Source organism: Archangium sp., assembly GCF_036277355.1.
Taxonomy (GTDB): domain Bacteria; phylum Myxococcota; class Myxococcia; order Myxococcales; family Myxococcaceae; genus Archangium.
Genome location: NZ_DASUNC010000172.1, coordinates 25,337 through 49,540, shown reverse-complemented (window position 1 = coordinate 49,540; position 24,204 = coordinate 25,337). Strand labels below are relative to the sequence as shown.

The following is a 24,204-nucleotide window of genomic DNA, read 5'->3' as shown; positions in this document are numbered from 1 at the left end:
TCTCCGGTGTCCACCTCGGCCGCCGCGCTGCTTCCAACCACGCCGGCTCCGTCTTCGTCGTCGCTGTGTTCGTCGTCATCGCGCCGCGCACTTTGCGGCCCCTCGCGCACCTCTACTACCTGGGCTGGATCGGAGGCTTACGGCGTGCCCTTGTAGCGGGGGATGGGCAGGTGCTGGCTCTGTCCACGCTGTCCCGGGGGCGGGGCGAGCGCATCGAGGGCGCGCAGGGTGGCGGCGTCCACCTTGCCGGTGGCCAATATCGCCGGGAAGGCCGGGCGGGCATGCACCTGGAAGTTGCGCACGGCCTTGGTCGACTGCGAGCCGAAGGAGCCATCCACGCCTCCGGGCACGCTGAAGCCCATGTCGGCGAGCGCCTGCTGCACGGCGCACACGCCCGGCCCCTTGGAGCCCACGCCGAGCGAAGTCTGTCCGGCGAGCACTCCCGTCAGCTCCGGTAGGTTGAGGAAGCGCTCGTTGCGCAGGACGGTGGGGGGAGTCGAGGATCCAGTGGAATCTGCGGTCATGGTGCACCCGGAGTCACAGGAGAGCGATGGCCCTTGAGCTTAGCCCTCCTGTCGTTGGCGGGGACACCTCCGTCTGGAGCCGCTGGCGATGGGCCATGCACCCGCACTGGCCGCAGTGACCGAGCCCGACATCTTCGAGTCGTTCAACGTGATGCTGCGCGCCGGTGGGCAGCCTTGCCTGGCGCCTCTTCAATCATGCTCGGCTCGCGAACGGTTTCCGGGTTTGTGTTCTAGAGGGGGATGCTTTCGATGCGCTCGCCGGAGGATGAATGCGCTAGGTAGCGGAACGCCGGGTCACCCCGGCCGATCTCGCTCCAGGTGAAGAGGCCGGCGTGCGTGGCGGCGCCAAAGGGATTTGTTTCGATGACGACGACCTCCTGACTTGCAGGGCTAGGCGTGACCGCGACATCCACGACCAGCTGTGCCATCGGCAGGGCCGCGGCAATACGGGCAGAGGCAGCGCTCAGCGCGGCAGCAAGTCGCGAGGCAGCGGGCGCTATTTCAGGAAAGAGGTCGCGGTAGTGGTATTGGGAAGCCGCCACGAGTCGCCGGCCGTAAAAGAAGAGCCGAAACTCGCTTTGCGGTGGGATGTCGCGCCATTCCCGGACAAAAAGTGAGACGGGCCGGTGATGGTGAAGGCAGAGGCTGGCGAGTCGAGCGACGCGAGGATGGGGGAGCATGAGGCGCTTGAGCGCCAACTCCGCTTTGAAGATCGGCCGCAGTAGGAATTCGTCGCTCTTGAAGCTGGCGCTACCCGTACGGAGGAAGACGCCAGCGGGAAACTCGCGGAGGGCGGTGGCGAGCGCGGAGCGGAACTCGCCGGAGAAGGTGAGCCGGCCATCCAATTCGAGGGGAGGACGTGCCTCGGGAGTCTGGGAAATGAGGGCGAGAAGATCCGGCTCGGCCAAGGGGATTTGCACCGAGCGAAAGGAGAGCCCATGGAGCGTGGGCGGCCAAGCTTCCATGAAGCTGGGCCAGACGTTGGCCAGCGGGGTACGAGGGCCCTGAACTCCCTGCTGGCTTTCCAGATCTTCATCCCCCGGCGAGCTCACGCGCTATTGCCGCTTCTGCAGGGAGTTGAGGAAGGTCTCGAAGGTGGGGGCGATGAGCTCGAGGCCCGCAGTGTTGTCGCCGCCAGCAGCATAGGGATCAAACGAAAGATGCCGGTAGTAGATACCTCCGGGGCGCGGTGCCTTGTCGCGTAGATCGCAAAAGATGCGTGCCTCGTCTATCTCATCCACGGCCGAGCCGATGACGATGATGCCGCGCGGCAGGGTAGGACGGCTCTTTTCGTCGTAGATGCTCGAATCCCAGAAGATCTTGGTTTGGGAGCGCATTTCATCGTGCGCGAAGATCCATTCCAGCCGTGGCTGCAGGAACTTGTCTTTTCGCTTCACACGGAAGCGATGCGTCTCTTCACCAAAAGCAGCGCCATCGCTCTGCTTGAGGAAGGCGCGCAGTTCCATCGGGAGCACGACGTCGAGCGCTTGCTCGAGTTCGAGGATGTCTTTGTCGTTCGCGGGATCGAGATAGCTGGCATCTGAATATTTTTTGAGGCTCATGGCATGGCTCGGCTTCGTGTCTAGAATTCGGGATTGCCCCACATGGAATCGCCGCCGACGTGCGGGGTGCCTGAGTTGGCGGTGCCATCGGCCTTGCGCATGGCGGTGTGGATGTCTCGATCAATCAGCGTCATGGTGACGCCATCTGGCTCATGATGCCAGGTGACGTTCTTTTCGTTCTTGCCCTTGTCCCATGCACCGTACTTCTTCTGGGCGGCCGCGCGGGCGCTGCTGAAGTCTGTATCGTTCCCCTTCATATCTATCTCCACCCGCACGGGTTTACCATCCGGCCCTTTCTGGGCGAAGCTGGTGAAGTCCGGATGGCCATCCTTGAAAGGAATACCTTCGTTTTCCTTGCCGTACTTCTTGAGTGCGGCGTGGAGGGACGGGTTCTTTTCCGGATCGGGAACGTAGTTTCCCGTGCCGGGCGGGACCGGCTTCCCCGTCTTGGGATCCACCCACTTGCCCTTGTCGGAGGAGGGCAGGCGGCCAGGATTCGCCTCGCCCTTCCGTGCATTGAGTGCATCCACCTTTTTCTTGGGGCATTTCTTGACGGCGCATTTCGCGAGTTCGTCATCCACCTTTTTACGGTTGGCCGCGACGACCTTGTCCCAATACTGCCGGGCTGCGGCTTTGCGAATGTTGTAGAGGTCGCCTGTGGCCTTGAGCGCCTCATCGAGGTGGCTCATGGTCTTGGCGGCCAGGAGTGATTTCTGGCGGGCGAGGGCGGTCTTGGCGGCACTGATGGCTTGGGCAACATCGTCCATCTTGGCCGCAATCTTGGTGCCGCGAATGCCGCCCTTGGCCACGATGTCCACGACGGGGATGAAGCCGACGATATCGAGGAGCGCCCCGCCCACATCTCCTTTGGCGACGGACTTGGCCAGACTGGCGATATCGGCCGCCGTGCCAAAAGGAGGCGGGGCAAAGCTGCCGGCGGTGAGGGCCGCATCCGCAGCCAGCTCGGCGTAGGCGGCGTCGAGTTTGCCGAGCTCTGCCTCGGCTTGGCGGACCTTGTCAGCGGCGTGTTTCTGCCCCAGCTCCTGGTAGACCTTTCCCACTTACTCACCTCCGCTGGTTTGCCCCGGCACGCGAAACCAGGCGCGATCATCGGCCTTGAGGATGACCTCGGACGCCACGGCTCCATCCACTTTGTAGAGGCGGTCAATTTTTTCCGTAGGCGAGAGCTTGGGATGATTGACGATGGCGGCGAAGACCGGGAACTCGAAAAAGTCCGCACCAACGGTCCACATGAAGGTGATGAAGTGCGCTTGGGTCGAGGGGTCGGTGAATCCCTTGGATACCGCGACGCGGCGTCCGTTCAAGACCATCCGGCGCAGCATGGCGTTTTCGATGTCGTGGTAGAAATGCGGGAGGTTATCCGGCATGAAGCTTTCGGTGTACCACTCGACGAAGGCTTCGTCGGGCTTGAGCAAGGCTAGTCTTTGCTGGCGGGAAATTTTCAGCACGTCGCGCTCCTTTGTTTCCACGACAAGCTCGATGAGGTGTTGCCCACCAGGAGTGAAGGGAGAGGCGGGGACGGTGTCTTGGTCCGTCTCCCTTCGGTGTAGCCGCCGTCAGGGCCTCCTGATGCGTCGTCTCGGCCCAGCTTTTCTTGCCGTGAGCTTGTGCGCAGGGGGGCCTGGGAGGTTTTGCTCGAAGATGAACACTCCGGTGACGGCGTGCTCAGCCCTTCCCGGCCAAGCGTAAGGGCACGGAGACCTGCGTGTTCTCCCACGAGATGTTCAGCGTGGATGCCTTCTCATCCAAGGCGATGGTGAGGGCCTGGGCGGTTTCCGTGCTCTTCGTCACCTTCATGTCCACGCGCGGATGTCATTGTCCTTGTTGTACTTGTAGGCGCCCCACTGACCGACGTCCTTGTTGATGATGAGCGTCCACTTGTCCTTGAGGAACGCAACAGAGCGACTGCGCATCACCGCCTCACCGATCGCGCGCGAGGAACTTCTTCAGTGCCGGCGAATGATAGAAGTCCATGCACTGTGCGAAGATCTTGTTGAACGGACCGACGTTACCCTCGTCCTTCATCGGCACTTCCGCCAGGTAGTAGTCGGCGGTAGTGGTCTTCACGAAGCTCTCCAGGCGCTGCCGTGCCTTGGGCCGCGAATTGTCCAGCGCGTACTGCAGCAGCAGGTAGGAGCGGTCTTTCTCGGCCCCCGGGCCGAGCGTGCCCACCTTGGCGTAATTGCTGTCCAGGCAGAGCTTCAGCGCATAGGCCTTGAGCGCTTCCGGATCTGGCGCGCGATTGCCGGCCGCGCCGCTCACCGTGGCACCAACGACCAGCGTGGCCAGCATCACCAGCGCGAGAAGACGTGCGTTCATTTCAACTCCCAGAACGAGACGGACGTGGTTTCGACCAGCTTTTTGCCATCGTCGGACGGCTTCACCAACCAGAAGTAGTACTCCGGGCTGGTTGGATTCTTCTCTGCGGTATTGGCACCGACGTACAGCAGGTTCTGCGTGGCGCCTTCCCACAGCGTGAAATGTCCGGTGGCATCGGACCATCCCGTCACATTGAACACCACGATGCCGTTCTTGTTGCTGATCTTGGACAGCAGCGTGTCCTGCGCCAGCTTCTGCCGTGCTAGGTATTCCGTGGGATGCTGCTGGACGTACGTCTCGGCGGTACGCGCCGTGCCACCCGGCTTCGGCATCGGCGTGGGATAGGTCAGAGTCAGGTCCGGCGCCTTGAACAGGCGGTTCAACTCGGCCGCCAGATCCTTGACCCGCAGCCAGTAGTTGAGCTTGTCATCGCCCTTGAGGTTGCCCCCCTTCGATGGCGCGGGCTTCAACTTCACACCGCTGTGGTTGAGCGCGTAGCTCATGCGCAGCGCGCAGGTATTGGCGTACGCCGGCTCGTCCGCGTCCTTGGCCAGCGCCTTGGAGATCTTCGGATAGAAGACATACCTGTCCTGCCCGTCCGGCGGGTAACTGGCCTTCATGTCCTTCCACGACGGCCGATGGACCACTACTGGCTTGGACGACGTGCCGCCTGCGCTTGCGACAATGCCCGTCATTGTTCCTCCTTCTCAGATATGGCCGGCCAGGATGTTGACCGTGCCCTTGTCGCGCAATTTGTTCTCGATGACCGCCTCGCCATCCTCGCCATCCTCGCCATCCTCGCCGACGACCGCGCTGAGTTCGAGCATCTGGCTCCGGCGAGCGGGCTGTCGTCGGCGACCTCGACCCGCACCGTCACCGTGTTACCGGGCGGATGGTTCTCGGTCAACACATGCGGGTTCAGATCGACGAGGAGCGTGGCAGCACCCGAGACGATGATCGCCGGGCGCTGGTGGCGTAGCCCCCACCCGCGCGCCCGCCTTGCCATCGATATACGTGAAAGGACATTCGGTCAGCACCCGGCCGCCACTGTCAGTGGCATCCCCACCACGATTCATGCCCAGGGCATGCCAGCTCCTTTGTTGTTGCGTCGTGGACGCAAATATCGCACTGGAGTGCGGGGTGGTCAAGCTGTGCGTGAAGGCGCGCCTTCCGCCCCGTTTGGCCTGCTGGCGAAACAATCGCGTGAACGCGCACCTCTCTGCTACATTCAGTGTCTCTCAGACGTCTGTCAGCCATGCTTGACGGGGAAAATACGCGATGCCTCCTGCCGCACGTATCACAGACCAGCACGTTTGCCCGAAAGTAAATCCAGGTCCAGTCCCTCACGTGGGAGGCCCCACGACGTCAGGTGAGGCGACCGTTTTTATCGGCTACCAACCTGCCGCAAGGGTGGGAGACTCCCTGTTGTGCGTTGGCCCGGGAGCGACAGATTCAATTTCTCAGGGTGAGCCAACAGTTATTATTGGAGGCAGCCCTGCTGCGCGGCTGGGGGATCCAACCTCTCACGGTGGCGTTCTCGTGGCGGGATGTCCCACCGTCCTTATCGGTTCATCAGTACAGTCAAACGTCATCCAACTTGCTGCCCGCGACGGCACACCATTCTGCGAGGAGTGTGAGAAGAAGCGGATCGTCCGGATGTATTGGACTTACGGCAAAGAGGAAATACCTCTGACCGACCAATCCCGGTTTTATGTCGATATGAATTTGCATATAGAAACAGAAAATTACGCACCAGGAGAGTCTGTCGCCGTAACAATATCCAGGGACGATGGCAGTGGTATTTCCGAAGGCGTCCAGGAACTGAGCTTCACCGCCATCGTCAAAGAGGGAGGAGAGGCGAAAATCGAAGACATCTTCAACAACAGCCGTGTTGACATCGTCATGAAAGATTGAGGCGAGGGAATTGGTACACGCTCACGCGACAGGGAAAAGGAGGAGTCGATGAGCCAGTGGAATCCGCGGTCATGGTGTACCCGGGGCTGCGGGAGAGCGGTGGCCTTCGAGCCTGGCGCTCCTGGCGGTGGCGGGGACATTTAGCTTGGTGTACGTGTCGCCCACCGACATGAGCTCGAACGATCCCATCCTCTACCGTGAGCCCACGCCACTCGTCGTTCCGCCGGTGACGATGGAGGGCCAGACCGTCCGTCTGGATCCGCTGGCGATGAGCCATGCACCCGCGCTGGCCGCGGTGGCCGAGCCCGGCATCTTCGAGCACTTCAACGTGGTGCTGCGCACGCTCGGGGACGTGGAGGCGTACATCGCCGACACGCTGGCGGTGGCGGAGCGCGGGGTGGAACGTGCCTTCGTCATCATCGAGAAGGAGACGGGCTCGCCAGTAGGTAGCACGCGCTACCTGGACATCCAGCGCAATCACCGCACCCTGGAGATTGGCAGCACCTGGTTGGCGAAGCTCGTGTGGCGCTCGCGGGTGAACACCGAGTGCAAGTACCTGCTGCTGCGCCATGCCTTCGAGGAGCTGAAGGTGATGCGGGTGCAGCTCAAGACGGACCGGAGCAACCTTCGCTCGCGGACGGCCATCGAGCGCATCGGTGCGCGTTTCGAAGGCATCCTCCGGCACCACATGCTGGTGCGCGGCGGCGTGGTCCGCGACACCGCCCTCTTCGGCATCACGGATACCGAGTGGCCCGAGGTGAAGACGCGCCTGGAGGCGATGCTCACCGGGCACTGCGCTCGAGGGTGTCCTCCAGCAGGCGCACCCGGATGGAGGGGAGGTAGAGGCTCTCCGCCCGCTGGCGGCCCGCGCGTCCCAGGGCCCGCCTGGCTCCGGGGTCCGCCACCCAGCGCGCGAGCACCTCGGCAATGGCGTCCGCCCGGGGCGCCACCCGGGCTCCACACGTCTCGTCGACGATCTCCCGCGCCCCGCCCATGTCCGTGGTCAACACCGGCAGGCCCGCGTACATCGCCTCGACGAAGACGATGCCGAAACCCTCGGGGACCACGTTGGGGTGGCAGAACAGGTCCGCTCCGGCGAACAGCCGCGGCACGTCCGTGCGCTGGCCGAGGAAGCGCACCCGGTCCGTCAGCCTCCCCTGCGCCGCCTGGGCACGCAGGCGCTCCACATAGGCCTGCTCCTCCGGACGTTGCGCGCCTCCCACCACCAGGCACTCCCACGCCGCGTCGCGCCTCAGCTTCGCCAGGGCCTCCAGCAACAGCGCATGCCCCTTGCCCGGCTCCATCCGGCTCAGCTGGAGGATGACCGCCGTTCCCTCGGCGATGCCCAACTCCCGGCGCACGGCCTCGCGCACCCCGGGCTCCTTGGGGGTGCGGTCCTCGACGGGACAGCCGGCGACGAGCGGCGTGGGCCGGGGCACCAGCGCCGAGACGGACCCGGCCGTGAACTCCGAGTTGGTGAGGAACGCATCCGGAGGAAACCGCGCCATCAACCGGTCCAACGGATGGTGCGGGTCCACCCGGCTGTGCACGAAGAGCGCCTGCCGGTAGCCGAGCAGCGCCGGGGCCGCGACGAGCTTCAGCCACGTGGAGTGGTACACTACCAGGTCCGGGCTCCACGCGCGCAGCAGCCGGCGCAACCTCAGCTGGGGCCCGACGAGCGTCCACGGCCGTCCCAGCCTCGCCGGGCCGAGCACCTCCACCGAGGCGCCCGCGGCCCGCAGCTCCGTGGCCAGCCGGCCCTCGAAGAACAGCGCGAAGCGGTGCTCCAGCCGCCGGGGCGACTTCGCCAGCGTCACCAGGAAGGTCTCCACGCCTCCGTACAGGTTTCCCGCCGCCAGATGGAGCACTCTCCCGGCCACATTGCCTCCTCGCCGCCGCGTCCTACCCTCTCCCCGAGGGCTCCGGCGCGACGCGAATCATCCGCTTGCCGATGTTGGCCCCGTGCAGCAGGCCCATCAAGGCCCGCGGCGCGTTCTCCAGCCCGTCGATGATGTCCTCGCGCACCTTCAGCCGTCCCTCGGCCACCCAGCCCGCCAGGGCCTGCTCGGCCTGGCTCCGGCGGCCGTAGAAGTCCATGACGATGAAGCCCTCCAGGCGCAGGCGGCGGATGGTGAGCAGTCCCGGAACGCCGAGCAGCCTCGGGGGTGGCGTGTCGGTGTCGTAGATGGACACGGCGCCGCAGCAGACGATGCGCCCGTGGGTCTTCATCCGGAACAGCGCCGCCTGGAACACCGCGCCGCCCACGTTATCGAAGTAGATGTCCACGCCCTCGGGGCAACAGGCCGCCAGCCGCTCGGAGAGGTCCCCGGACCGGTAGTCGAGGGCCGCGTCGAAGCCGAGCTCCTCCGTGAGCCATCTGCACTTCTCCGGGCCTCCGGCGATGCCGATGACGCGGCACCCGTGGAGCTTCGCGAGCTGCCCCGCGAACGAGCCCACCGCCCCCGCCGCCGCCGATACGAGCACCGTCTCCCCGGCGCGCACCTTCCCGACCTCCAGCATGCCGAAGTACGCCGTCTTCCCCGTCACCCCGAGCACGCTCATCCAGTGGGACAGGGGCCTCCGCGGCTCCAGTTTGTAGAGCGCGTCCCCTGGGAGCAGGGCGTAGTCCTGCCAGCCGCCATCGCACTCGACGAGGTCTCCGGGGCGGAAGCGCGTGTCCCGCGAGTCCACCACCTCGTTGAGCGTGAACCCGGCCACCACCTCGCCCAGGCCGATGGGCGGACGGTAGGTGGGGTCGGGGAACATCCACGCGCGGTTGGCCGGATCCATGGAGAGATAGACGGTGCGCGTCAGCACCTCTCCGGGACCGGGCTCGGGCACCGGGGTCTCGCGGTAGTCGAAATCGGACTCGCGCAACCGGCCCTCGGGCCTGCGCGCCAGGAGGAACTGGCGGTTGATGGCGGACATGCCGTGCGTCTCCTTCGCGGTTCCAGGAAGGAGTGCCCGGGACGCGGCATGTGATGGGCACCCGAGGGCGGGCTCGCCCGTCCGCCCGGCTGGCGCGGGAGATGGCGTCGTGAACCGGGCCATTCCCGAGGGCGGTGGTAGGGTGGCGCGATGGCTTCCGCTTCCTCTCTTCGTTTCGTCGTGGGCGCGCTCGCCGCGTGGGGGCTGCTCGCCGGCTGTGGCCGCACCGTGGCCCAGCCCGCCACCCTCGTGGACCTGAAGGACCGCACCCTGAAGTTCACCCTCACGGACGTGGACTCCCTCGAACGGGACTCCTCCGTGGGCGCGCATCGCTTCACCCTCATCTTCTCCGAGGGCCTGTCCTGTGTCCGGCTCGCGGACGGCGTCACCGCCACGCTCAATGGCCAGCCCATGAAGCTCGAGCCCGGGGGCGTGCCCGACACCGGTGTCGGCGGGCGCGAGGTATGCGAGCCGCCGCGTGCTACCTTCGACTTCGACCCCGAGCGCTGGGACAGCGAGCCCGTCGAGGACCTCCGCATCATCCTCCAGGACGACAGCCACTCGATGGTGCTCGTCCTGCGCGATGCCAAGGCCAAGCGGCGCTTCCTGCGCGAGAGCGGCTCGCCGGGCACCCTGCGGCGCGGACAGACCTACGCCTATGCGTGGCTGCCCGAGACGGATGTCCTCCAGGAGCCCGCGAAGGCCAGCCTCATCCACAAGAACAGCGGCGCGTTGGCCGTGCTGGACGTGCGGCAGGAGGGCAACACGGCCCGCTTCACCGTCCCCTCCGAGACGGTGGAGGGCCAGTACCTGCTGAGGCTGAGCGGCACCGCCGTGGCGCAGGTGCTCACCTGCGAGGGCGTGGCCGGCTGCGAGGGCGGCCTCTTCCACTCGGGGGACGTGGACGTGACCGTCAGCCCCTGAGCCCGCCCGCCTCCCTGGCGAGGGTTCCTCCTCCGTCGGTTGCCGGGGTTCCGCCCCCTCCCCACCGTGGCAGGGCAAGAAGGTGGAGAAGTTCGAGGCGCTCACGGCCGAGCGCGTCGAGCGCACCTTCCGCACCAACATCCTCGCGATGTTCCACCTGGTGCGGTACGCGCTGCCGCACATGAAGGCGGGGGCCTCCATCATCAACACGGCCTCCATCCAGGCCTACCAGCCGTCACCGGGTATCCTCGACTACTCGTGCACCAAGGGCGCCATCGTCACCTTCACCAAGGGCCTGGCGCAGGAGCTCATCGAGCGCGGCATCCGCGTCAACTGCGTGGCGCCGGGCCCGGTGTGGACGCCGCTCATCCCGCAGTCCTTCGACGCCGAGAAGGTGAAGAAGTTCGGCCAGCAGTCGCCCATGGGCCGGGCCGCGCAGCCGGTGGAGCTCGCGCCCTCGTACGTGTTCCTGGCCTCGGACGAGTCGCGCTACGTGAACGGGGAGATCCTCGGCGTCACGGGCGGCCAGGTCCTCGCCTGAGCCGCGGGGCCTCGCGTGGGGGCGGCGGGTTAGATTCCCGCTGCTTCCAGGAGAGGTTGCCCGCCGCCACGAGTCGAACACACTCCTAAAAAGGAGGCACGGCTCGCATCAGGGGACCAAATCGATCCTTGTCGGACCAAATTTGGACCAAATCCGGAGGCTTATAAGAGGGATGGGGGCCGTGTTGAGGGAGAGGGCTTGGAGCCGAGGGGTCGTGGGGGCTGTTGACGGGTGCCACAAGGGATGTGCGCCGGGCCGGTGCAGACGCGGTGCAGCCCCATTGGGCACACGCCGGCCCAGGTGGCCCCCCTCCAGGGGGACGCCGCAGGGGCGTGGGCGTCTGGGGTGGCGTGACTGCTTGAGGCTCAACACCACGTGTGCTGGGGTGGCCCCTGCGCTGCAGCCAGCTGAGCAGGTCGCGTGGACAGTGACAGGTGCTCCACAAGGGCGCGCACTCCATTGGGTGCTGTCAGGTACGCCAACACCCGGTGCTTGCCTCCACCGATCCCAAGTCGGCCATGCGCTCGCCCGCTTCATCCGCCACGGCCTTCAACTCAGCGCCCGCCTCCTTCTCGCCGAACGTGTCCCAAGCCATCCCTCTTTCTGCTCTAGCGTCAGCGCCCCGGTTGCTGGCTGCGGAGTGGGCACGTTATAAAGCGACAGCCCTTGACGATTCCACGAGTCCCGACGCTCTACTTTGCAGCCAATCTGGAAAGGTGAGTTCCGTATGGAAGAGGACGCTGAAATCATTGAGGAATGGACCTTGCGAGGCGTCGAAGCCGAGATGGTCGCAGTCCTCTCTGAGTTGCAGAAGGAGCATCCAGAACTCGGCATACATTGGGAGGTCCAGTCGGACGAAGACGCGGCTCTGACGCGTCGTGAGCCCCTGCGCGATCTCAACTTCGCCGAGATCCTGGTGACGGCCGTAGTTTCCCAGGCGGCGAAGACCGCGCTTGAGCAGGCCTTCAACTACCTGCGGAATCAGCTAGCCAAGGGACGTTCCAAGGTTGAGAAGCGCAACCGGCGGGACAAGAAGCGGTAGCAGGAGCAAGCGGAGTGACTGTTCCCAGGGCGGCCATTCTCTCCAGGAGAAGCCTGCGCTCCTCGTCCGATGAAGGTGAGTACAGTCCATACACTCAATACTTCACGCTCAACGGTCCCGGCTTCGAGGAGTGGGTCGAGGATCGCAGCGGCGGAAGGCGCCAGGTCGAGCTGAGCTTCGGTGCTCAGTCCATCCTCCATCACGAACTCGCTCATTGGATCCAGAGCCACGGAACGAGCATCGGCGCCTTGCTCTCGTCGCTGCGGGGCCTTCAAGCGGATCTGCTTTTCCGGAGTGCCAAGCGGCTGAGCCCGCAGCTCTGGCACTTCCTCATCTATAGACGTTTTGGCAAGGACGATCTGCCATTCATTCCAGTCGACAAGAATGGCATGGTGGATGATCCGCTAGCTCGAACCGACGAGGCGTTCGCCGCTTTTCGAAGCGTGTGGTGGGCGTTGCAGGTGACCCAGCGTGTGTTCGATGACCCGAGTGCCTTCAAGAAGAAGCACCTGCCGCTCGCCCAGGAGTTGCGGCACGCACTGTCGCTGCTCTGGAGCACCCGCTCGCGCGCGGTCCCCGATGCTCTGTTCGGGAGCGCTATTGCCGGAGCCTCTTCGGCTGAAGAGGAGTGCGCCATTCGGGAGCTGCTGTTCCGGACGGTCAGTGTCAGGTGTCTTCTTGAGGGCTTCGCCTCGGTTAACCAGTTCCTATACTACCGCCTGTATCGGAGCATCGACGATCCCGACTGGCTCAAGCAACGCGTCCAGCTGACGATCCAGTCCCTCTCTGAGACCCAATACGGCCTGGCCCTCCGCTCCTTCACGGACCTGTGTCCCGCCGCCAAGGCGAGCATGAGCGATGGCATGGCCAGCTTCTGCGTGCTCGTTGATCTGGCTCTGAATCCAGCATTGGACTCTGCGCTCGCGGAACTCGTGGGTGGTGGCGAACTGACGCGGTGTTTGTCCGACATCTACCCGGGAGCGAGATTCGAGCGGTTGTGCAGGGCAGCCGGGGAGTGCAGCTTCATCTCGATGAATGCCGACTGGGACGTCGTCCTCCAATACCAGGAGGATCTTCTGAAACGAGCCGGCCTCTCCGTCGCTGAAGGGGCTGTCGGCCGCTCCGAGCAGCCTCGACTGAAGTCCATCAACGCTCTCTCCTACAAGGCCGAGACGCTCGGGGGCTTCACGCTGGCGGATGTGGAAGCGTTCTGGCAGAGCCGAGCCACCATAGGACGTAAGCGCTACCCGACGCTGTTCGTGCTGCCCTCCGTGCAGTACCTCTATGGGAGAGACTGGCTGCGGGAGCTGAGCAATGATTCCGAACTCAATTTCTTGGTACAGCCACCGCTCTGGTCCGACCGTAAGCGGCACATCTATTTCGGGTTGGAGCACAGCCCAAGTCATTGCCTGATTTTCTGGTCGATCGTAGCCACGATCGCCTACGACGTGATCTGTGGGACGGGACGCATCGACCTGTCCGACTACCCGGAAGACACGCAGCACAGCGGAATCGCCCAAGACGCTCTCGGCGCCGTATTCAGGCATTTGGGCTTGGAGGTGAAGTGACAGCCCATTGTCACCGCTGAGGACTTCTCATCAACTGAATCCGCCATCCTACTCAAGGAGCAACCGATTGAAGATACGTAAGCCTCCGCTCCAGCCCAGGTTGAGATGGTGCTCGAGGAGCCGCAGAGTGAGCGGCGCGATGACGACGAACACAGCGACGACGAAGGCGGAGCCAGCGTGGTTGGAGGCAGCGCGGCGACCGAGGTGTGCAGCGCCCCCCGCGCACCAGCGCGCGTACAGCCTCTGACTTGGTGCAATTCAGGACCTGTTAGGTCCTGGCGGCCTTTCTGAGTATGGCGGTGCGCTTCGCCAGTGCCGAGGCTGGCCGCATTGGTAGCGCTGCACCTTGAGCTTCCATGCTTCCCCGGAGGGCCGCCTGCGTACCGTGCGGCGCCTTCGGGCTCCCACACATCCAGGGGACTGACCTCTCATCTTTTAGCAAGGGAGGGGTGTGCGTGAACGAGGCCCGGGAGGTCAGATGCGCGAGAATGCAGAAGAGAAGGACTCCTCCCTGTGCTCTGAGTCGGATGTCTCCTTCTTGAAGGAGTTGCTCCAGGGCGAACAGTGGTGGCGGTTGCCACTCCCCGGGGAGTGGCTCGGGGGGGTGGATGGCCGGCGCTTCGAACTGCTGGAGCCGATGGGATGCGGGGGCATGGGACAGGTCTTCCGCGCGCGCGACACAACCCTGGGACGCGAGGTTGCGCTCAAGTTCCTCTTGCCCCGTCCTGGCTTTGAGGAGTTGGTACTCGCCGAGGCACGTGCCGTGGCCCGGCTCGACCACGAGAACATCGTCCGCATCTTCGACATGGCGGAGTGGAGCCGCCCACCCGAGCAGACCCGTATTCCCTTCCTGGTCATGGAGTGCCTGGCAGGCAGGTCGCTCGCTCGGTTGCTCGAACACGAGCGCCCGGAGTTCCGGCGCGCGCTGGCATTCTTCGAGGCCATTACCACGGGTCTGGCCCATGCTCACGAGCGGGGCATCGTCCACCGGGACCTCAAACCGGGCAATGTCTTCGTTACCCGGGAGGGGTCGTTAAAGCTGCTGGACTTCGGCTTGTCACATCTGACTGTGGGGTCGGCCCGCGCTCCGCTCCAGCCCGCCGGAGGCACCCCGGCCTACATGGCACCAGAGCAGTGGCTCGGCGAGGCGCAGGACGCGCGCACCGATATCTGGGCTGCGGGTGTAGTGCTGTATGAGTTGCTCACCGGCGAGTTGCCCTTCCAGGGCGCCACACTGAAAGAGCTCCGCGAGCGGGTGGTGTCGCCGGAGCCCGTGCCTCCGGTGTGTCTACGCTACCCGGAACTGCCTCGGCAGGTGGAGGCGCTGTTGGCCACCGCGCTGGCTAAAGAGCCCGCCCGGCGATTCGCCTCGGCGCGGGAACTGCTCAAGGGTGTGAGCGAACTGCGCGAGCGGCTCTTCGGCACCGGGCGTGGGCGACCGGGCCCCACCGCCGGCTCTCCTCCTCGGCGGTGGGTGTCGCTGGTGTCCTGCCGGCTCTCGGGACTCGTCGAGGGCGAAACGCTACTCGATGCCAGAGAGCTGACCGAGTTGGAGCGGGCCTTCCACGGAGCATGCCTTGAGGTCATCGAGCGACATGGCGGCAGCGTGGTCCTCTCCACAAGTGGCGAGGTGCTCGCGAGCTTCGGTTGGACGCAGGGGCACGATGATGACGCGGTGCGCGCGGTGCGCGCGGGGTTCGAACTCTCCCAGGGCCTGCGCGATACCCTCCAGCACATACTGCCGCACCTGCCTCTCTCCCGACTGTCGGTGGGCGGTGGTGTCCATACGCAGCGCATGGCAGTGGGCACACTGCTCCCGGGAGAGTCCTCGAAGGTGGCTGCGGTGCTCGCACGCCAGGCGGCGCCCGGAATCCTGCTCGTCAGTCACAGCACCTGGAGGCTCGTGCAAGGCTCCTTCCTCGGCAGGTTTCTAGGGTTCCAATCCTTCGAGGAGCACTCAAGCCACGCGCTACTGGCAGCTCATCAGGTGCTGCGAGAGCGGGAGGGCTCCTCCAAGGTTGAGTCGGAGCAACCGTTCGCGTGGGTCGCGGGGGTCACGGCGGAGGCGACGGTGCGGAGCCAGGCACGAATAGAGAGAGCCGTTCAGGAGCTGGTGGCGAAGCAGGTAGATGGCATTGCCTCCCTCATCGAGAAGATGGTGCGCAGGGTGCTGGAGTCCACGTTCACGGCCTTGGAGCAAGACTGACTTGGGCAAGAGAGCGCACGAGAGCATGGGCTTCAGCGAGTGAACTCTTCTCGCCGCAGGAGGCCGTCTTCAGGTACTTCGTAATAGTCGCCTTTGCTCCCCAGGTAGATATGGGCCTTCGGCCTCAGCCCGGTCGGGGCATCGAGGGTCCCCGCGCAGATCGACATCTTCGGCGCGCCCTCTTCGTCCCAGAGCAAGCTCGAGCCACACTCGCCGCAGAAGCCTCTCCGCACGGTCGGCGACGCCGCGTACCACCTGAGCCCTCGCTGCTCGGTGAGTTGAAGACCGGGGCGGTCGACGGCGGTGTACGCCCCGACGTGTCCATGCCAGCGACGGCACTTCGAGCAGTGGCAGAACGTGACAGGGGTCAGCTCGAGGGTGAGCGCGTACCTCACGGCGCCACATGCGCATCCGCCTGTTTTCATCGCTCCACTATACCCACAGGTCCGAAGCTCAAGCTCCCATCTGGAGGAGCACGGTGCCCTGCTTGTGTCCGAGTCGACGCGGTGGTGGGTCTGGGCGCTGTCCTCCCAGGGATAACGGCCGTCGATGACCGCGCGGATCCGTCCCGTCTCGGCGAGCTCCTTGAGAAAGCACAGGTCCTTCTTCTTCTCGCCCGGCGGCTGCAGGCCGGTCAGCGCCAGGACCGCTCTCTTGTTGCCGAAGAGGCGCGTCCAGAGCATGTCCGCGAACACGAACATCCCCAGGGTGGGAACGGTGGAGAGGTAGATGCCCCCATTCGTCAGCGCCTCCTTGCAGCGAGAGAAGGCGCTCTTTCCCACGGCATCGAACACCACGTGGTAGGCGCCCCGGCGCCGGGTGAAGTCCTCCCGCGTGTAGTCGATGACCTCGTCCGCTCCGAGGGCTCGAACCCTGTCGACATTCCCCGTGCTGCAGACCGCGATGACATGCGCGCCGTAGTGTCTGGCCAGCTGCACCGCGGCGGAGCCCACGCTCCCGGAAGCGCCGTTGATGAGGACCGTCTGCCCGCTCCGCACGCGCCCGTGGTCGCGGAGGAAGGGCAGCGCCGTCATGGCTCCGTCACAGAGAGACGCCGCCGGAGAGGTGTCAAAGGACTCGTTCCGGCGCCTGGGGTTCCAGGGTTCCAGGGTTGATTGGACTTTCCGCGCGGTCACATTTTTCCAGAGCTGTCTCTACCCGGGCCGAGGGGCCTGCTTCCGGGCCCTCCTCTCTTTGGAAAGGTGTGGAAATGAAAGAATTGAAAAGCCGATGGGTGCTGGGGGCATGGATGTCGTTGCTGGCCGTGGGGGCCGGTTGTGGCCCGGCCCCGAGCGAGCCCGTCCCCGCCAGGCAGGCACGGCTGGGACGCGGCGCCTCCGCCCTGGCGTCCCCCAACGTGATGGGCTCCTTCGATGGCGCCTCGGCCTCGGGCGCTTTCGGCTGGGCGTATGACCCGGATCACCCGGACGCTCCGGGCCAGGGGTGCACCTCCGTCCAGAGCCCGGTGAAGATCCTCCTGCACGTGGACAAGAACCCCCACAAGGTCTTCTACGCCAACACGTACCGCGGAGATCTTCCGGGCGGCACCGGGGGCATGGTGGGGTGCTACCACGGCTTCTCCAGCCCGTCGTTGGCGGCCCTCAGCCCGGGCACGCACACCGTCGATGCCTATGGCTTGGATCCGGAGGCCGGGACCTGGGTGTTGCTGCCCGGCTCGCCGAAGACGCTCTCCATCCCCGCCGGCGCGGACCACGTGCTCTCCTCCACCTACGGCAACGTCACCGTGCGGTTGGACCTGTACCGGGGCGGGATGGTGGACAACATCCTCATCAACGGCCTGCCCGAGCCCGTGCTCATCAATGACCAGGATGGGCGTGGGCTTGGCACGAGCGGCTTCAACTTCATCAACAACCTCTACCGCGGCGGCGCGCGGTGGACGCCCCTGTTCAACGAGAGCGGCAACGCCAACGCGGTCGACGATGCGACCCAGGTCTACTCCGGAGATCTGGGCAACCGCTGCGGCCTGCTGCAGACGGCGCGGGGCATGGAGTCCACCGGGCGCCCGTGGCTATGGGCCAACTGCACCAACACCGTGGACTGGCAGACGCTCGACTTCCTCTCCTACGACAGCGACTTCCGGGTGAATGAGCCGGGTGGCCCGGTACTGGACCTGCACATCGCCCACCGGGCGAGCTGGCCGGACGTGTATGACGGCACGCTGAAAATCGAGCAGACGCTCTACAACGGCACGGCCACCGCCCTGGCCCCGGCCGCGTACAACGATACGTACCTCTTCCCCATCTCGCCGCAGCTGCACCTCAACCGCCGGATGTTCTCCACGGCCGGGCAGAACGGCGGGGCGGGCTACTGGTACTACCGGGAGGCGAGCGGCAACTGGATGCCTTTCACCCCCGCGAAGGACGGGGGCTGGCTGGCCAGGCCCGTGCCTCCCAGCAACTACAGCGCCGACTACTACGCCGCGAGCGGCCATGCGATCGCCGTCTACTCGAACGCCAGCCGCACCTGGGGGGTGGGGGTCTCCTGCCCGGGTGGCCAATACGACTCGGGCTTCTACGTGAAGGACATGGATGCCCAGGGCATCATGTTCATCGGCAGCCGCTGGCCCCTGCCGAGCACGATCGGCGCCTACCAGTCCCTGAAGAAGAGCTGCTACGTGGTGTTCGGCTCGGAGTCCGTCATCCGCTCCATGATAGACCGCTACCCGCAGCAGTAGCGGATGGGCGGGAGGGGGGGAGCCACCACGGCGAGGCTCGCGCGCGTCAGGCCGCTCAGACGCGCACCCCTCGTGCCATCGGCACCTCGACGAGCACCAGCTCCGCCAGCGCGGCCGCCTCCACGTCGACGCCGCCGGTCTCCCAGAAGCCGGCGGCGTCGCCCTCGCGCAGCCGCAGACCGCTGACGAGCACCTCGCCCCGCGCGCAGTGCACGTACACCCCGTTGCCGGGCGCCCGGAGCGCGTACCGCCCCCGCTTGCCCGCCTCGAAGGCCGCCACCGAGAAGAAGGCGTCCTGCCCGATGAGCGCGCTGCCCTCGCGCCGGTCCGGCGAGAGCGCGAGCAGGAACTGGTTCTGCTTCTGCTCGGGCCGGTACGAGAAGGTGTCGTAGCGCGGCGCCGTGCCCTTGTGCCGCGGGTACACCCACACCTGGTAGCTGTGGAACGGCGCGTGCTCCGAGTCGTTCATCTCGCTGTGACTCAGGCCCGTCCCCGCGCTCAGGGTCTGCACCGCGTGGGGGCCGAGCACATGCGCGCCCCCCGTGGTGTCGGCGTGCCGCTGCGCGCCTTCCCGCATGAGGGTGGTGATTTCCATGTCCCGGTGCGAGTGCATGCCGAACCCGCGCCCGGGCGCGACCACGTCATCGGCGAAGCCGCACAGCTCGCCAAAGTGCGTCTCGTAGGGCACGAACGCGTACGCGCTCGTCTTCCAGGTGTCGGCGCGGTGCATCCGCGCACCCTCGGGCCGATACAGGGTCTTCATGGTGTCCTCCTCCGAAAAGCCGGGCGGCGGCTCAGATGGCCCCGCGGCCGATGGCGTCCTTCACCGCCTCGGCCTGGATGTCGGGGTAGCGCGCGTTCTGCGTGGGCCCCAGCAGCGCCCGCCCTCCGAACACGGCGTGCGCGTACATGAGCGGCAGCCACGCGAACATGTTTTGCGGCTCGGCGGCCAGGCGCCGCTTCGTCTCCGCCTCGAGGTCCTCGAGCGAGCCCAGCCGCTCGAGGGTCACCTTCCGGCCGCGCGCCGCCTCCCACGTCCTCGCCATCGTGAGCAGGTCCATGCGGTCCCCGGAGACGAAGAGCTTCTCGGGCACCGCCCGCTCGTCGAGCGCCGCCGCGGCCGTGAAGCGCGCCGTGTCCTCCCACGTCGTCCAGTCGATGGGCGTCATCCCATCACCCCAGTAGCGGGCCACGCCCTTGTCCGGGTCGAAGGCGCCGAGGAAGCCCAGGACGTCCTTGTCCGCGAAGATGCCCTGCAGCACGTGGACGACCTCGAAGGAGGCGGTCACCTCGCGGCGGGCCTGCTCGCCGAGCGTCCGGCGCCAGTCCGAGTTGAGGTTGACGCCCGCGGGCAGCGCGAAGAAGTCATACGAGTAGTCCGAGGGGATGAAGCGCCGGGCCCCGGCGGCCTTGGCGGCCCTCAGCAGCGCCAGCTGCGCATCGATGATGATGTCCGGCCCGCCCTGGAGCGCCGACACCACCGCGAACGCCCCCCGCACCGCGAGCGCCCGCTCGGCCTCGCTCGCCGCCACCGCGTCGAAGGCGGCCAGCTCCACCTTCGGACCGGCCAGGCTGGCCACCTCCGGCTTCCGGGGCTCCCTCACGAGGGCACGGACCCGCACGTCCGGCTTCGACGCCAGCGCCCGCACGATGAGCTGGCCGAGCTTCCCGGCCGCACCAACCACCACGATGAGTTTTTCGTTCATGGGTCCAACGTGCCTGAAGGGTAGTCTCCAGACAATGCGGACCCTTTCGAACACTCTGTCAGGTACACCATGACAATCCCGGTCTCTCCCGCCGACATGCTCCTGTTCGCCGCCGTGGTGCGCGAGGGCAGCTTCACGCGCGCGGCCGCCCAGCTCGGTGTGACCAAGCAGACGGTGAGCGAGCGCATCGCGAAGCTGGAGGCGCGGCTCGAGGTGCGCCTGCTCGAGCGCACCACGCGCCGCCTGCGCACGACGGACGCCGGGGCCGCCTACGCCGAGCGGTGCGCCGCCATCGCCGTGCAAATCGAGGAAGCCCATGCCGAGCTCCGGCGGCGGCAGGGCGAGCCCGTGGGACTGCTGCGGGTGTCCGCGCCCGTGCTGTACGGCAGGCGGTTCCTCGCGCCCGTGCTGGCCGACACCCTGGTGCGCTACCCGAAGCTGCGCGTCGAGCTGCTGCTCGCCGACCGGCGCGTCGACCTCATCCAGGAGGGGTTCGATCTCGCGATTCGCGTCGGCGAGCTCGATGATTCGACCCTCACCGCGCGCAAGCTCGGCGAGGGACACATGTACTACGTGGCCAGCCCGGCCTGGTTGGCGAAGCACGGGATGCCCACCGCCAGGACACTGCGGGAGGTGAGGTGCATCGGCGTCCGCGCCCACGAGACGTGGGAGGTGGGAGGCACGCCGGTGCGCATCGAGCCCCACCTGGTGGTGAATGATCTCGAGATCGCCTGTGACGCCGTGGCCGCGGGCATCGGCGTGGCGCGGCTGCCCGGCCTGGTGTGCCGCGACCTGGTCCTGGCGGGCCGCTTGCGCGTGCTGTTCAGCGAGGAGACGGCGCGCGTACGGCCCGTGTACGCCGTCTACCCCAGCCGCCAGTACCTCCCTCCGAAGGTGCGGATCTTCGTCGAGGCCCTCGCCAGGCTGGTGGAGCCGATGCGCCCGCTGGACAAGCGCCCCGCGAGGGCCTCGCGGCGCTGAAGACGTTGAGCGCGAGGGCCGCTCGTTCGGGCCGGTGGAGCTGGAGGCCGTTGGGCCTGGCTCCTCCACGAGGTCCAGGTCTGGCGGCTGCACGAAATCGCGTGCCCGCCTGCCCAGCGTCCCGCCCTTGGACGTCACCTTTCGGGTTGAACTTTCCGAGTAGGGTCTTATCGTGCAAGGAGAGCCGCCGTCCGTCCTGGCCGAAGTGGAGGCACCATGTCCAGCCCCCCTGTGGAAACGGGCCTCGCGCCCACCGACTTCGCACCGCTCGCGCCGCAAGCGCTGGGGCCGCTGCTCACCCATCCCCGCGACTCCGTGGCCTGCGTGGCCCATACCCTGCGCGCCCATGCGCTCGCGGCCGCCGAGCAGTTCGAGGAGCTGCTCGCCTTCTCCTCCCTCCAGGGGGTGGAGCCCCACACCTACCAGCTCGAGACGGTCCGGCGCGTGCTGCGCCAGCACCGGGGCCGCGCCCTGCTGGCCGACGAGGTCGGCCTGGGCAAGACGGTGGAGGCCCTCATGGTGCTGCGCGAGTACCAGCTCCGGGGCATGGTGCGCCGCGTGCTGGTGCTGGTGCCGCCCGCGCTCGTCCTCCAGTGGAAGGGCGAGCTGGCCGGGAAGGCCGGGCTCGAGGCCCTCGCCTCCACGGACCTGCCCCCCGGCACGCCGCCCGAGTCCTTCTGGGGGCGCGAGGGCGTGCTCATCGCCTCGCTGGCCCTCGCCCGCGGCGCCCGCCATGCCCCGCTCGTCCAGGCGCAGCCGTGGGATCTGGTCATCGTCGACGAGGCCCACCACGTGAAGAACCGGCGCACCCTGGCCTGGAAGCTGGTGGACGGCCTCAAGAGCCGCTTCCTCCTGCTGCTCACCGCCACCCCGGTGGAGAACGACCTGGAGGAGGTCTACAACCTCGTCACCCTGCTGCGGCCCGGGCAGCTCGCCACCCCCGCCGACTTCCGGCGCCAGTACGTGGACCCGAAGGACCCCACCTCGCCGCGCAACCGCGAGAAGCTGCGGCGCCTGCTGTCCGAGGTGCTCATCCGCAACACCCGGGCCCGGTGCGGGCTGAAGCTGCCGCCCCGCTACGTGACGACGGTGGCGGTGGAGCCCCTGGAGGCGGAGCGGGCGCTCTACGCGGAGGTGGTGGACTTCCTGCGCCGCCACGCGGGCGAGGCCCGGGCCCGGCTGTCGGCCTCGACGCTGCTGCTGGAGGCCGGCTCCAGCCCGCATGCGGTGCGCGCCACCCTGGAGCGGCAGCGCGAGCGCCGGAGCTCCGGTGAGGACGTGCTCCCCTCGCCGCTGGCCCGCGAGCTGGAGCGGCTGGGACGGTGCGCCGGAGCGGTGCGGGAGTCGGCCAAGGCCCGGGCGCTGGTGGACATCCTCCGCGCCCACCGCGAGCAGGTGCTCGTCTTCAGCCGCTACCGCGAGACGCTCGGCTACGTGGAGCAGGTGCTGGAGGAGGCCGGGGTGCCCCGCGAGGTGGTGCACGGGGGGATGAGCCAGGCCCACAAGCACGCGGCCCTCGAGCGCTTCCGCGGCGGGGCCGTTCCCGTGCTGCTGGCCACGGACGTGGGCAGCGAGGGGCACAACCTCCAGGCCTGCCACGTGCTGGTGAACTTCGACCTGCCGTGGAACCCCATGGTGATCGAGCAGCGCATCGGCCGGCTGCACCGCTTCGGGCAGACGCAGGAGGTGCGCGTCTACAACCTGTGCGCGCGAGGCACGGCGGAGGACCGGGTGCTGGACGTGCTGGACCGGCGCATCCACCTCTTCGAGCTGGTGGTGGGGGAGATGGACATGGTGCTGGGCAACCTGGCCGACGAGAGGGATTTGGAGGAGCGCATCCTCTCCATCTACGCCGAGTCGCGAGGGGAGGACGAGGTGGCGCGGGCCTTCGAGACCATCGCGGAGGAGCTGGCCCGGGCGCGCGGGCAGTACGAGCGGACGCAGGCGCTGGACGCGGCGCTCTTCGGAAAGGACTTCGAGGCATGAGGGAGATGCGGACGCGGGCGGTGCCGGATCCTCTCGCCTTCGCGGCGCGGGCCCTGGCGCGGCGGGGGGCGCTGCTGGAGGAGGAGGAAGGCCACGAGGTGCTGGCGCTGTTGCCGCCGGAGCTCTCCCGGGAGCTGGGCCTGACGGAGGAGGTGCGGCTGTCGGCGGCGGGGGAGGGGGGCACGGTGGCGTGCGGCCTGGGGACACCGCTGCTGGAGGCGGTGGTGGGCGAGGCGCGGCGGGAGGTGCCCGTGGCGGGGGCGCGGCTGGTGCGGGAGCCGGCGCCCAGGGTGGGCCACGCGCGCAACCTGGCCGGGCGCTATGTCATCCGCAACGGCGTGGCCGAGGTGCTGGAGGCGGCGGGAGGCGAGGCGACGTACCTGGTGGCGTGGCTGGCCTACGTGGCCGAGGCGGACGAGCGGCACGAGGGCGTGGGCGTGCTGGGGGTGTACCCACGGGACGGGGCCCGGCCCGGCGAGGGTTTCCTCGCCACGTGTGACGTGGAGGCGGAGGGCGCGCTGGCGCCATGGCCCAGGCCCGCCGTGGAGCCCGGAGCGGAGCAGTGGCTGGCGCGCTACGCCCCGGAGGTGGAGGAGCGGGTGCTGCGAGGGGTGCGCGAGGCGACGGCCCGGCGGCACGCGAGGGACCGTGAGCGCATGAGCGAGTACTACGCGGCGATGGTGGCGGAGGCGCGGGCACCGCGGCGGCGGGTGGACGCGGACGCGATGGAGGCCAAGGTGCGCCACCTGCTGGCCGAGCGCGACAGCAAGCTGAGGGACCTGGCCGAGCGCTTCACCCTGCGTGTCCACACCCGGCTGGCGGCGGCGCTGTGGGTGGCGGCGCCGGTGGCCCGCGTGCGGGTGCGCGTGCGGCGGCGCAAGGGAGAGCGCGAGCTGGTGCTGCGGCTGCCCGCGGGTGCCCATGGCTTCGACTGGCTGCCCTGCGAGGGCTGCCCGGGCACCACCGAGCGGCCCGCCCTCTGTGACGAGCGTCTCCACGTGCTGTGCGAGACGTGCGTCCCCCTGGCCTCGGGCCGCCCCCGCTGTCCCGCCTGCGGTGCGTGAGCGCCCACTGCCCGAAGACTCCGCTTACGCGGTTTTATCTTTTATTTCGCGAAAAGCTGTTCTACGTGCCTCCTGCTTCAGCGGACGAGGGGAGGCCGGTATGCGTGAGAAGCCGTGGGTGGCCGTGACGTGGAACCTACCCCGGCCTCCAGATTTCCGTGGTCAACAGCGACTGGACCGCGCTGACGCCGTGAGCCCGGGGGCTCGGAGGGAAGTAGGATGG

Annotated in this window: 22 protein-coding genes and 3 pseudogenes; 12 read left to right on the top strand and 13 right to left on the bottom strand. The window is 67.0% G+C overall.

Annotated elements, in window-relative coordinates; translation table 11 throughout:
* Nucleotides 1-137: 137 nt before the first annotated feature.
* From VFZ09_RS42785 to VFZ09_RS42750, 8 genes are all read right to left on the bottom strand, one after another.
* Nucleotides 138-524, bottom strand: coding sequence for a peptidoglycan-binding domain-containing protein (locus VFZ09_RS42785; RefSeq protein WP_329733582.1), 387 nt, complete (start codon nt 522-524; stop codon nt 138-140).
* Nucleotides 525-754: 230 nt separating this feature from the next.
* Nucleotides 755-1,576, bottom strand: coding sequence for an ATP-grasp domain-containing protein (locus VFZ09_RS42780; protein WP_329733581.1), 822 nt, complete (start codon nt 1,574-1,576; stop codon nt 755-757).
* Nucleotides 1,577-1,579: 3 nt separating this feature from the next.
* Complete coding sequence (locus VFZ09_RS42775; protein ID WP_329733580.1) at nt 1,580-2,086, bottom strand: SMI1/KNR4 family protein; 507 nt, start codon at nt 2,084-2,086, stop codon at nt 1,580-1,582.
* A 20-nt stretch (nt 2,087-2,106) separates the two neighbouring features.
* On the bottom strand, nt 2,107-3,147 hold the full coding sequence (locus VFZ09_RS42770; RefSeq protein ID WP_329733579.1) for an HNH endonuclease: 1,041 nt from the start codon (nt 3,145-3,147) through the stop codon (nt 2,107-2,109).
* Nucleotides 3,148-3,576: a hypothetical protein gene (locus tag VFZ09_RS42765; protein WP_329733578.1), complete on the bottom strand. Its 429-nt coding sequence runs from the start codon at nt 3,574-3,576 to the stop codon at nt 3,148-3,150.
* 196 nt (nt 3,577-3,772) lie between these two features.
* Complete coding sequence (locus VFZ09_RS42760) at nt 3,773-3,898, bottom strand: hypothetical protein (RefSeq protein ID WP_329733577.1); 126 nt, start codon at nt 3,896-3,898, stop codon at nt 3,773-3,775.
* A 129-nt stretch (nt 3,899-4,027) separates the two neighbouring features.
* Nucleotides 4,028-4,426 carry a hypothetical protein gene (locus VFZ09_RS42755; RefSeq protein ID WP_329733576.1) on the bottom strand — a complete coding sequence of 133 codons (399 nt, stop codon included), beginning with the start codon at nt 4,424-4,426 and terminating at the stop codon, nt 4,028-4,030.
* Entirely contained in the window at nt 4,423-5,121 is a 699-nt protein-coding gene (locus VFZ09_RS42750) for a type VI secretion system amidase effector protein Tae4 (RefSeq protein WP_329733575.1), read from the bottom strand. Before VFZ09_RS42750 ends, VFZ09_RS42755 begins: the two co-directional genes overlap by 4 nt.
* Before the next feature lie 583 nt (nt 5,122-5,704).
* Between VFZ09_RS42750 and VFZ09_RS42745 the strand changes: the two are divergent.
* From VFZ09_RS42745 to VFZ09_RS42735, 3 genes and pseudogenes are all read left to right on the top strand, one after another.
* Nucleotides 5,705-5,959 (top strand): annotated as a pseudogene (locus tag VFZ09_RS42745) (PAAR domain-containing protein); the annotation flags it as partial.
* 6 nt (nt 5,960-5,965) lie between these two features.
* Nucleotides 5,966-6,340 carry a hypothetical protein gene (locus VFZ09_RS42740; protein WP_329733583.1) on the top strand — a complete coding sequence of 125 codons (375 nt, stop codon included), beginning with the start codon at nt 5,966-5,968 and terminating at the stop codon, nt 6,338-6,340.
* Between the two features lie 169 nt (nt 6,341-6,509).
* Nucleotides 6,510-6,944 (top strand): annotated as a pseudogene (locus VFZ09_RS42735) (GNAT family N-acetyltransferase); the annotation flags it as partial.
* A 178-nt stretch (nt 6,945-7,122) separates the two neighbouring features.
* Here VFZ09_RS42735 and VFZ09_RS42730 read toward each other — a convergent pair.
* Together VFZ09_RS42730 and VFZ09_RS42725 are read right to left on the bottom strand one after the other, a co-directional pair.
* Complete coding sequence (locus tag VFZ09_RS42730; RefSeq protein WP_329733574.1) at nt 7,123-8,220, bottom strand: glycosyltransferase family 4 protein; 1,098 nt, start codon at nt 8,218-8,220, stop codon at nt 7,123-7,125.
* Between the two features lie 22 nt (nt 8,221-8,242).
* Nucleotides 8,243-9,268 carry an NADP-dependent oxidoreductase gene (locus VFZ09_RS42725; protein WP_329733573.1) on the bottom strand — a complete coding sequence of 342 codons (1,026 nt, stop codon included), beginning with the start codon at nt 9,266-9,268 and terminating at the stop codon, nt 8,243-8,245.
* Between the two features lie 150 nt (nt 9,269-9,418).
* On the opposite strand from VFZ09_RS42725, the gene VFZ09_RS42720 reads away from it, so the two are divergent.
* The 5 genes and pseudogenes from VFZ09_RS42720 to VFZ09_RS42700 all read left to right on the top strand — a co-directional run bounded on the left by VFZ09_RS42720 (nt 9,419) and on the right by VFZ09_RS42700 (nt 15,549).
* Nucleotides 9,419-10,192, top strand: a complete 774-nt coding sequence (locus VFZ09_RS42720; RefSeq protein WP_329733572.1) for a hypothetical protein — start codon at nt 9,419-9,421, stop codon at nt 10,190-10,192.
* Nucleotides 10,193-10,259: 67 nt separating this feature from the next.
* Nucleotides 10,260-10,733 (top strand): annotated as a pseudogene (locus VFZ09_RS42715) (SDR family oxidoreductase); the annotation flags it as partial.
* A 727-nt stretch (nt 10,734-11,460) separates the two neighbouring features.
* Nucleotides 11,461-11,775 carry a hypothetical protein gene (locus tag VFZ09_RS42710; RefSeq protein ID WP_329733571.1) on the top strand — a complete coding sequence of 105 codons (315 nt, stop codon included), beginning with the start codon at nt 11,461-11,463 and terminating at the stop codon, nt 11,773-11,775.
* 14 nt (nt 11,776-11,789) lie between these two features.
* Nucleotides 11,790-13,343, top strand: coding sequence for a hypothetical protein (locus VFZ09_RS42705; RefSeq protein ID WP_329733570.1), 1,554 nt, complete (start codon nt 11,790-11,792; stop codon nt 13,341-13,343).
* 478 nt (nt 13,344-13,821) lie between these two features.
* The gene (locus VFZ09_RS42700) at nt 13,822-15,549 is read left to right on the top strand and encodes a protein kinase domain-containing protein (protein WP_329733569.1); all 1,728 of its coding nucleotides are present in this window, start codon (nt 13,822-13,824) and stop codon (nt 15,547-15,549) included.
* 32 nt (nt 15,550-15,581) lie between these two features.
* On the opposite strand, the gene VFZ09_RS42695 is transcribed toward VFZ09_RS42700, so the two are convergent.
* Nucleotides 15,582-16,583, bottom strand: a complete 1,002-nt coding sequence (locus tag VFZ09_RS42695; protein WP_329733568.1) for a zinc-binding dehydrogenase — start codon at nt 16,581-16,583, stop codon at nt 15,582-15,584.
* Between the two features lie 176 nt (nt 16,584-16,759).
* Between VFZ09_RS42695 and VFZ09_RS42690 the strand changes: the two genes are divergently transcribed.
* Entirely contained in the window at nt 16,760-18,244 is a 1,485-nt protein-coding gene (locus tag VFZ09_RS42690) for a hypothetical protein (RefSeq protein WP_329733567.1), read from the top strand.
* A 55-nt stretch (nt 18,245-18,299) separates the two neighbouring features.
* Here the strand turns inward: VFZ09_RS42690 and VFZ09_RS42685 are convergent, their stop codons facing one another.
* Together VFZ09_RS42685 and VFZ09_RS42680 are read right to left on the bottom strand one after the other, a co-directional pair.
* Complete coding sequence (locus tag VFZ09_RS42685; protein WP_329733566.1) at nt 18,300-19,007, bottom strand: pirin family protein; 708 nt, start codon at nt 19,005-19,007, stop codon at nt 18,300-18,302.
* Nucleotides 19,008-19,038: 31 nt separating this feature from the next.
* Complete coding sequence (locus tag VFZ09_RS42680) at nt 19,039-19,950, bottom strand: NmrA family NAD(P)-binding protein (protein ID WP_329733565.1); 912 nt, start codon at nt 19,948-19,950, stop codon at nt 19,039-19,041.
* 69 nt (nt 19,951-20,019) lie between these two features.
* Here VFZ09_RS42680 and VFZ09_RS42675 point away from each other — a divergent pair, with 69 nt between their 5' ends.
* From VFZ09_RS42675 to VFZ09_RS42665, 3 genes are all read left to right on the top strand, one after another.
* On the top strand, nt 20,020-20,931 hold the full coding sequence (locus VFZ09_RS42675; RefSeq protein WP_329733564.1) for a LysR family transcriptional regulator: 912 nt from the start codon (nt 20,020-20,022) through the stop codon (nt 20,929-20,931).
* A 216-nt stretch (nt 20,932-21,147) separates the two neighbouring features.
* Nucleotides 21,148-22,917 (top strand): DEAD/DEAH box helicase, encoded by a 1,770-nt coding sequence (locus VFZ09_RS42670; protein ID WP_329733563.1) that lies wholly within the window; start codon nt 21,148-21,150, stop codon nt 22,915-22,917.
* Entirely contained in the window at nt 22,914-23,981 is a 1,068-nt protein-coding gene (locus VFZ09_RS42665; protein WP_329733562.1) for a zinc finger, RING-type domain-containing protein, read from the top strand. Before VFZ09_RS42670 ends, VFZ09_RS42665 begins: the two co-directional genes overlap by 4 nt.
* The last annotated feature ends 223 nt before the right edge of the window (nt 23,982-24,204 follow it).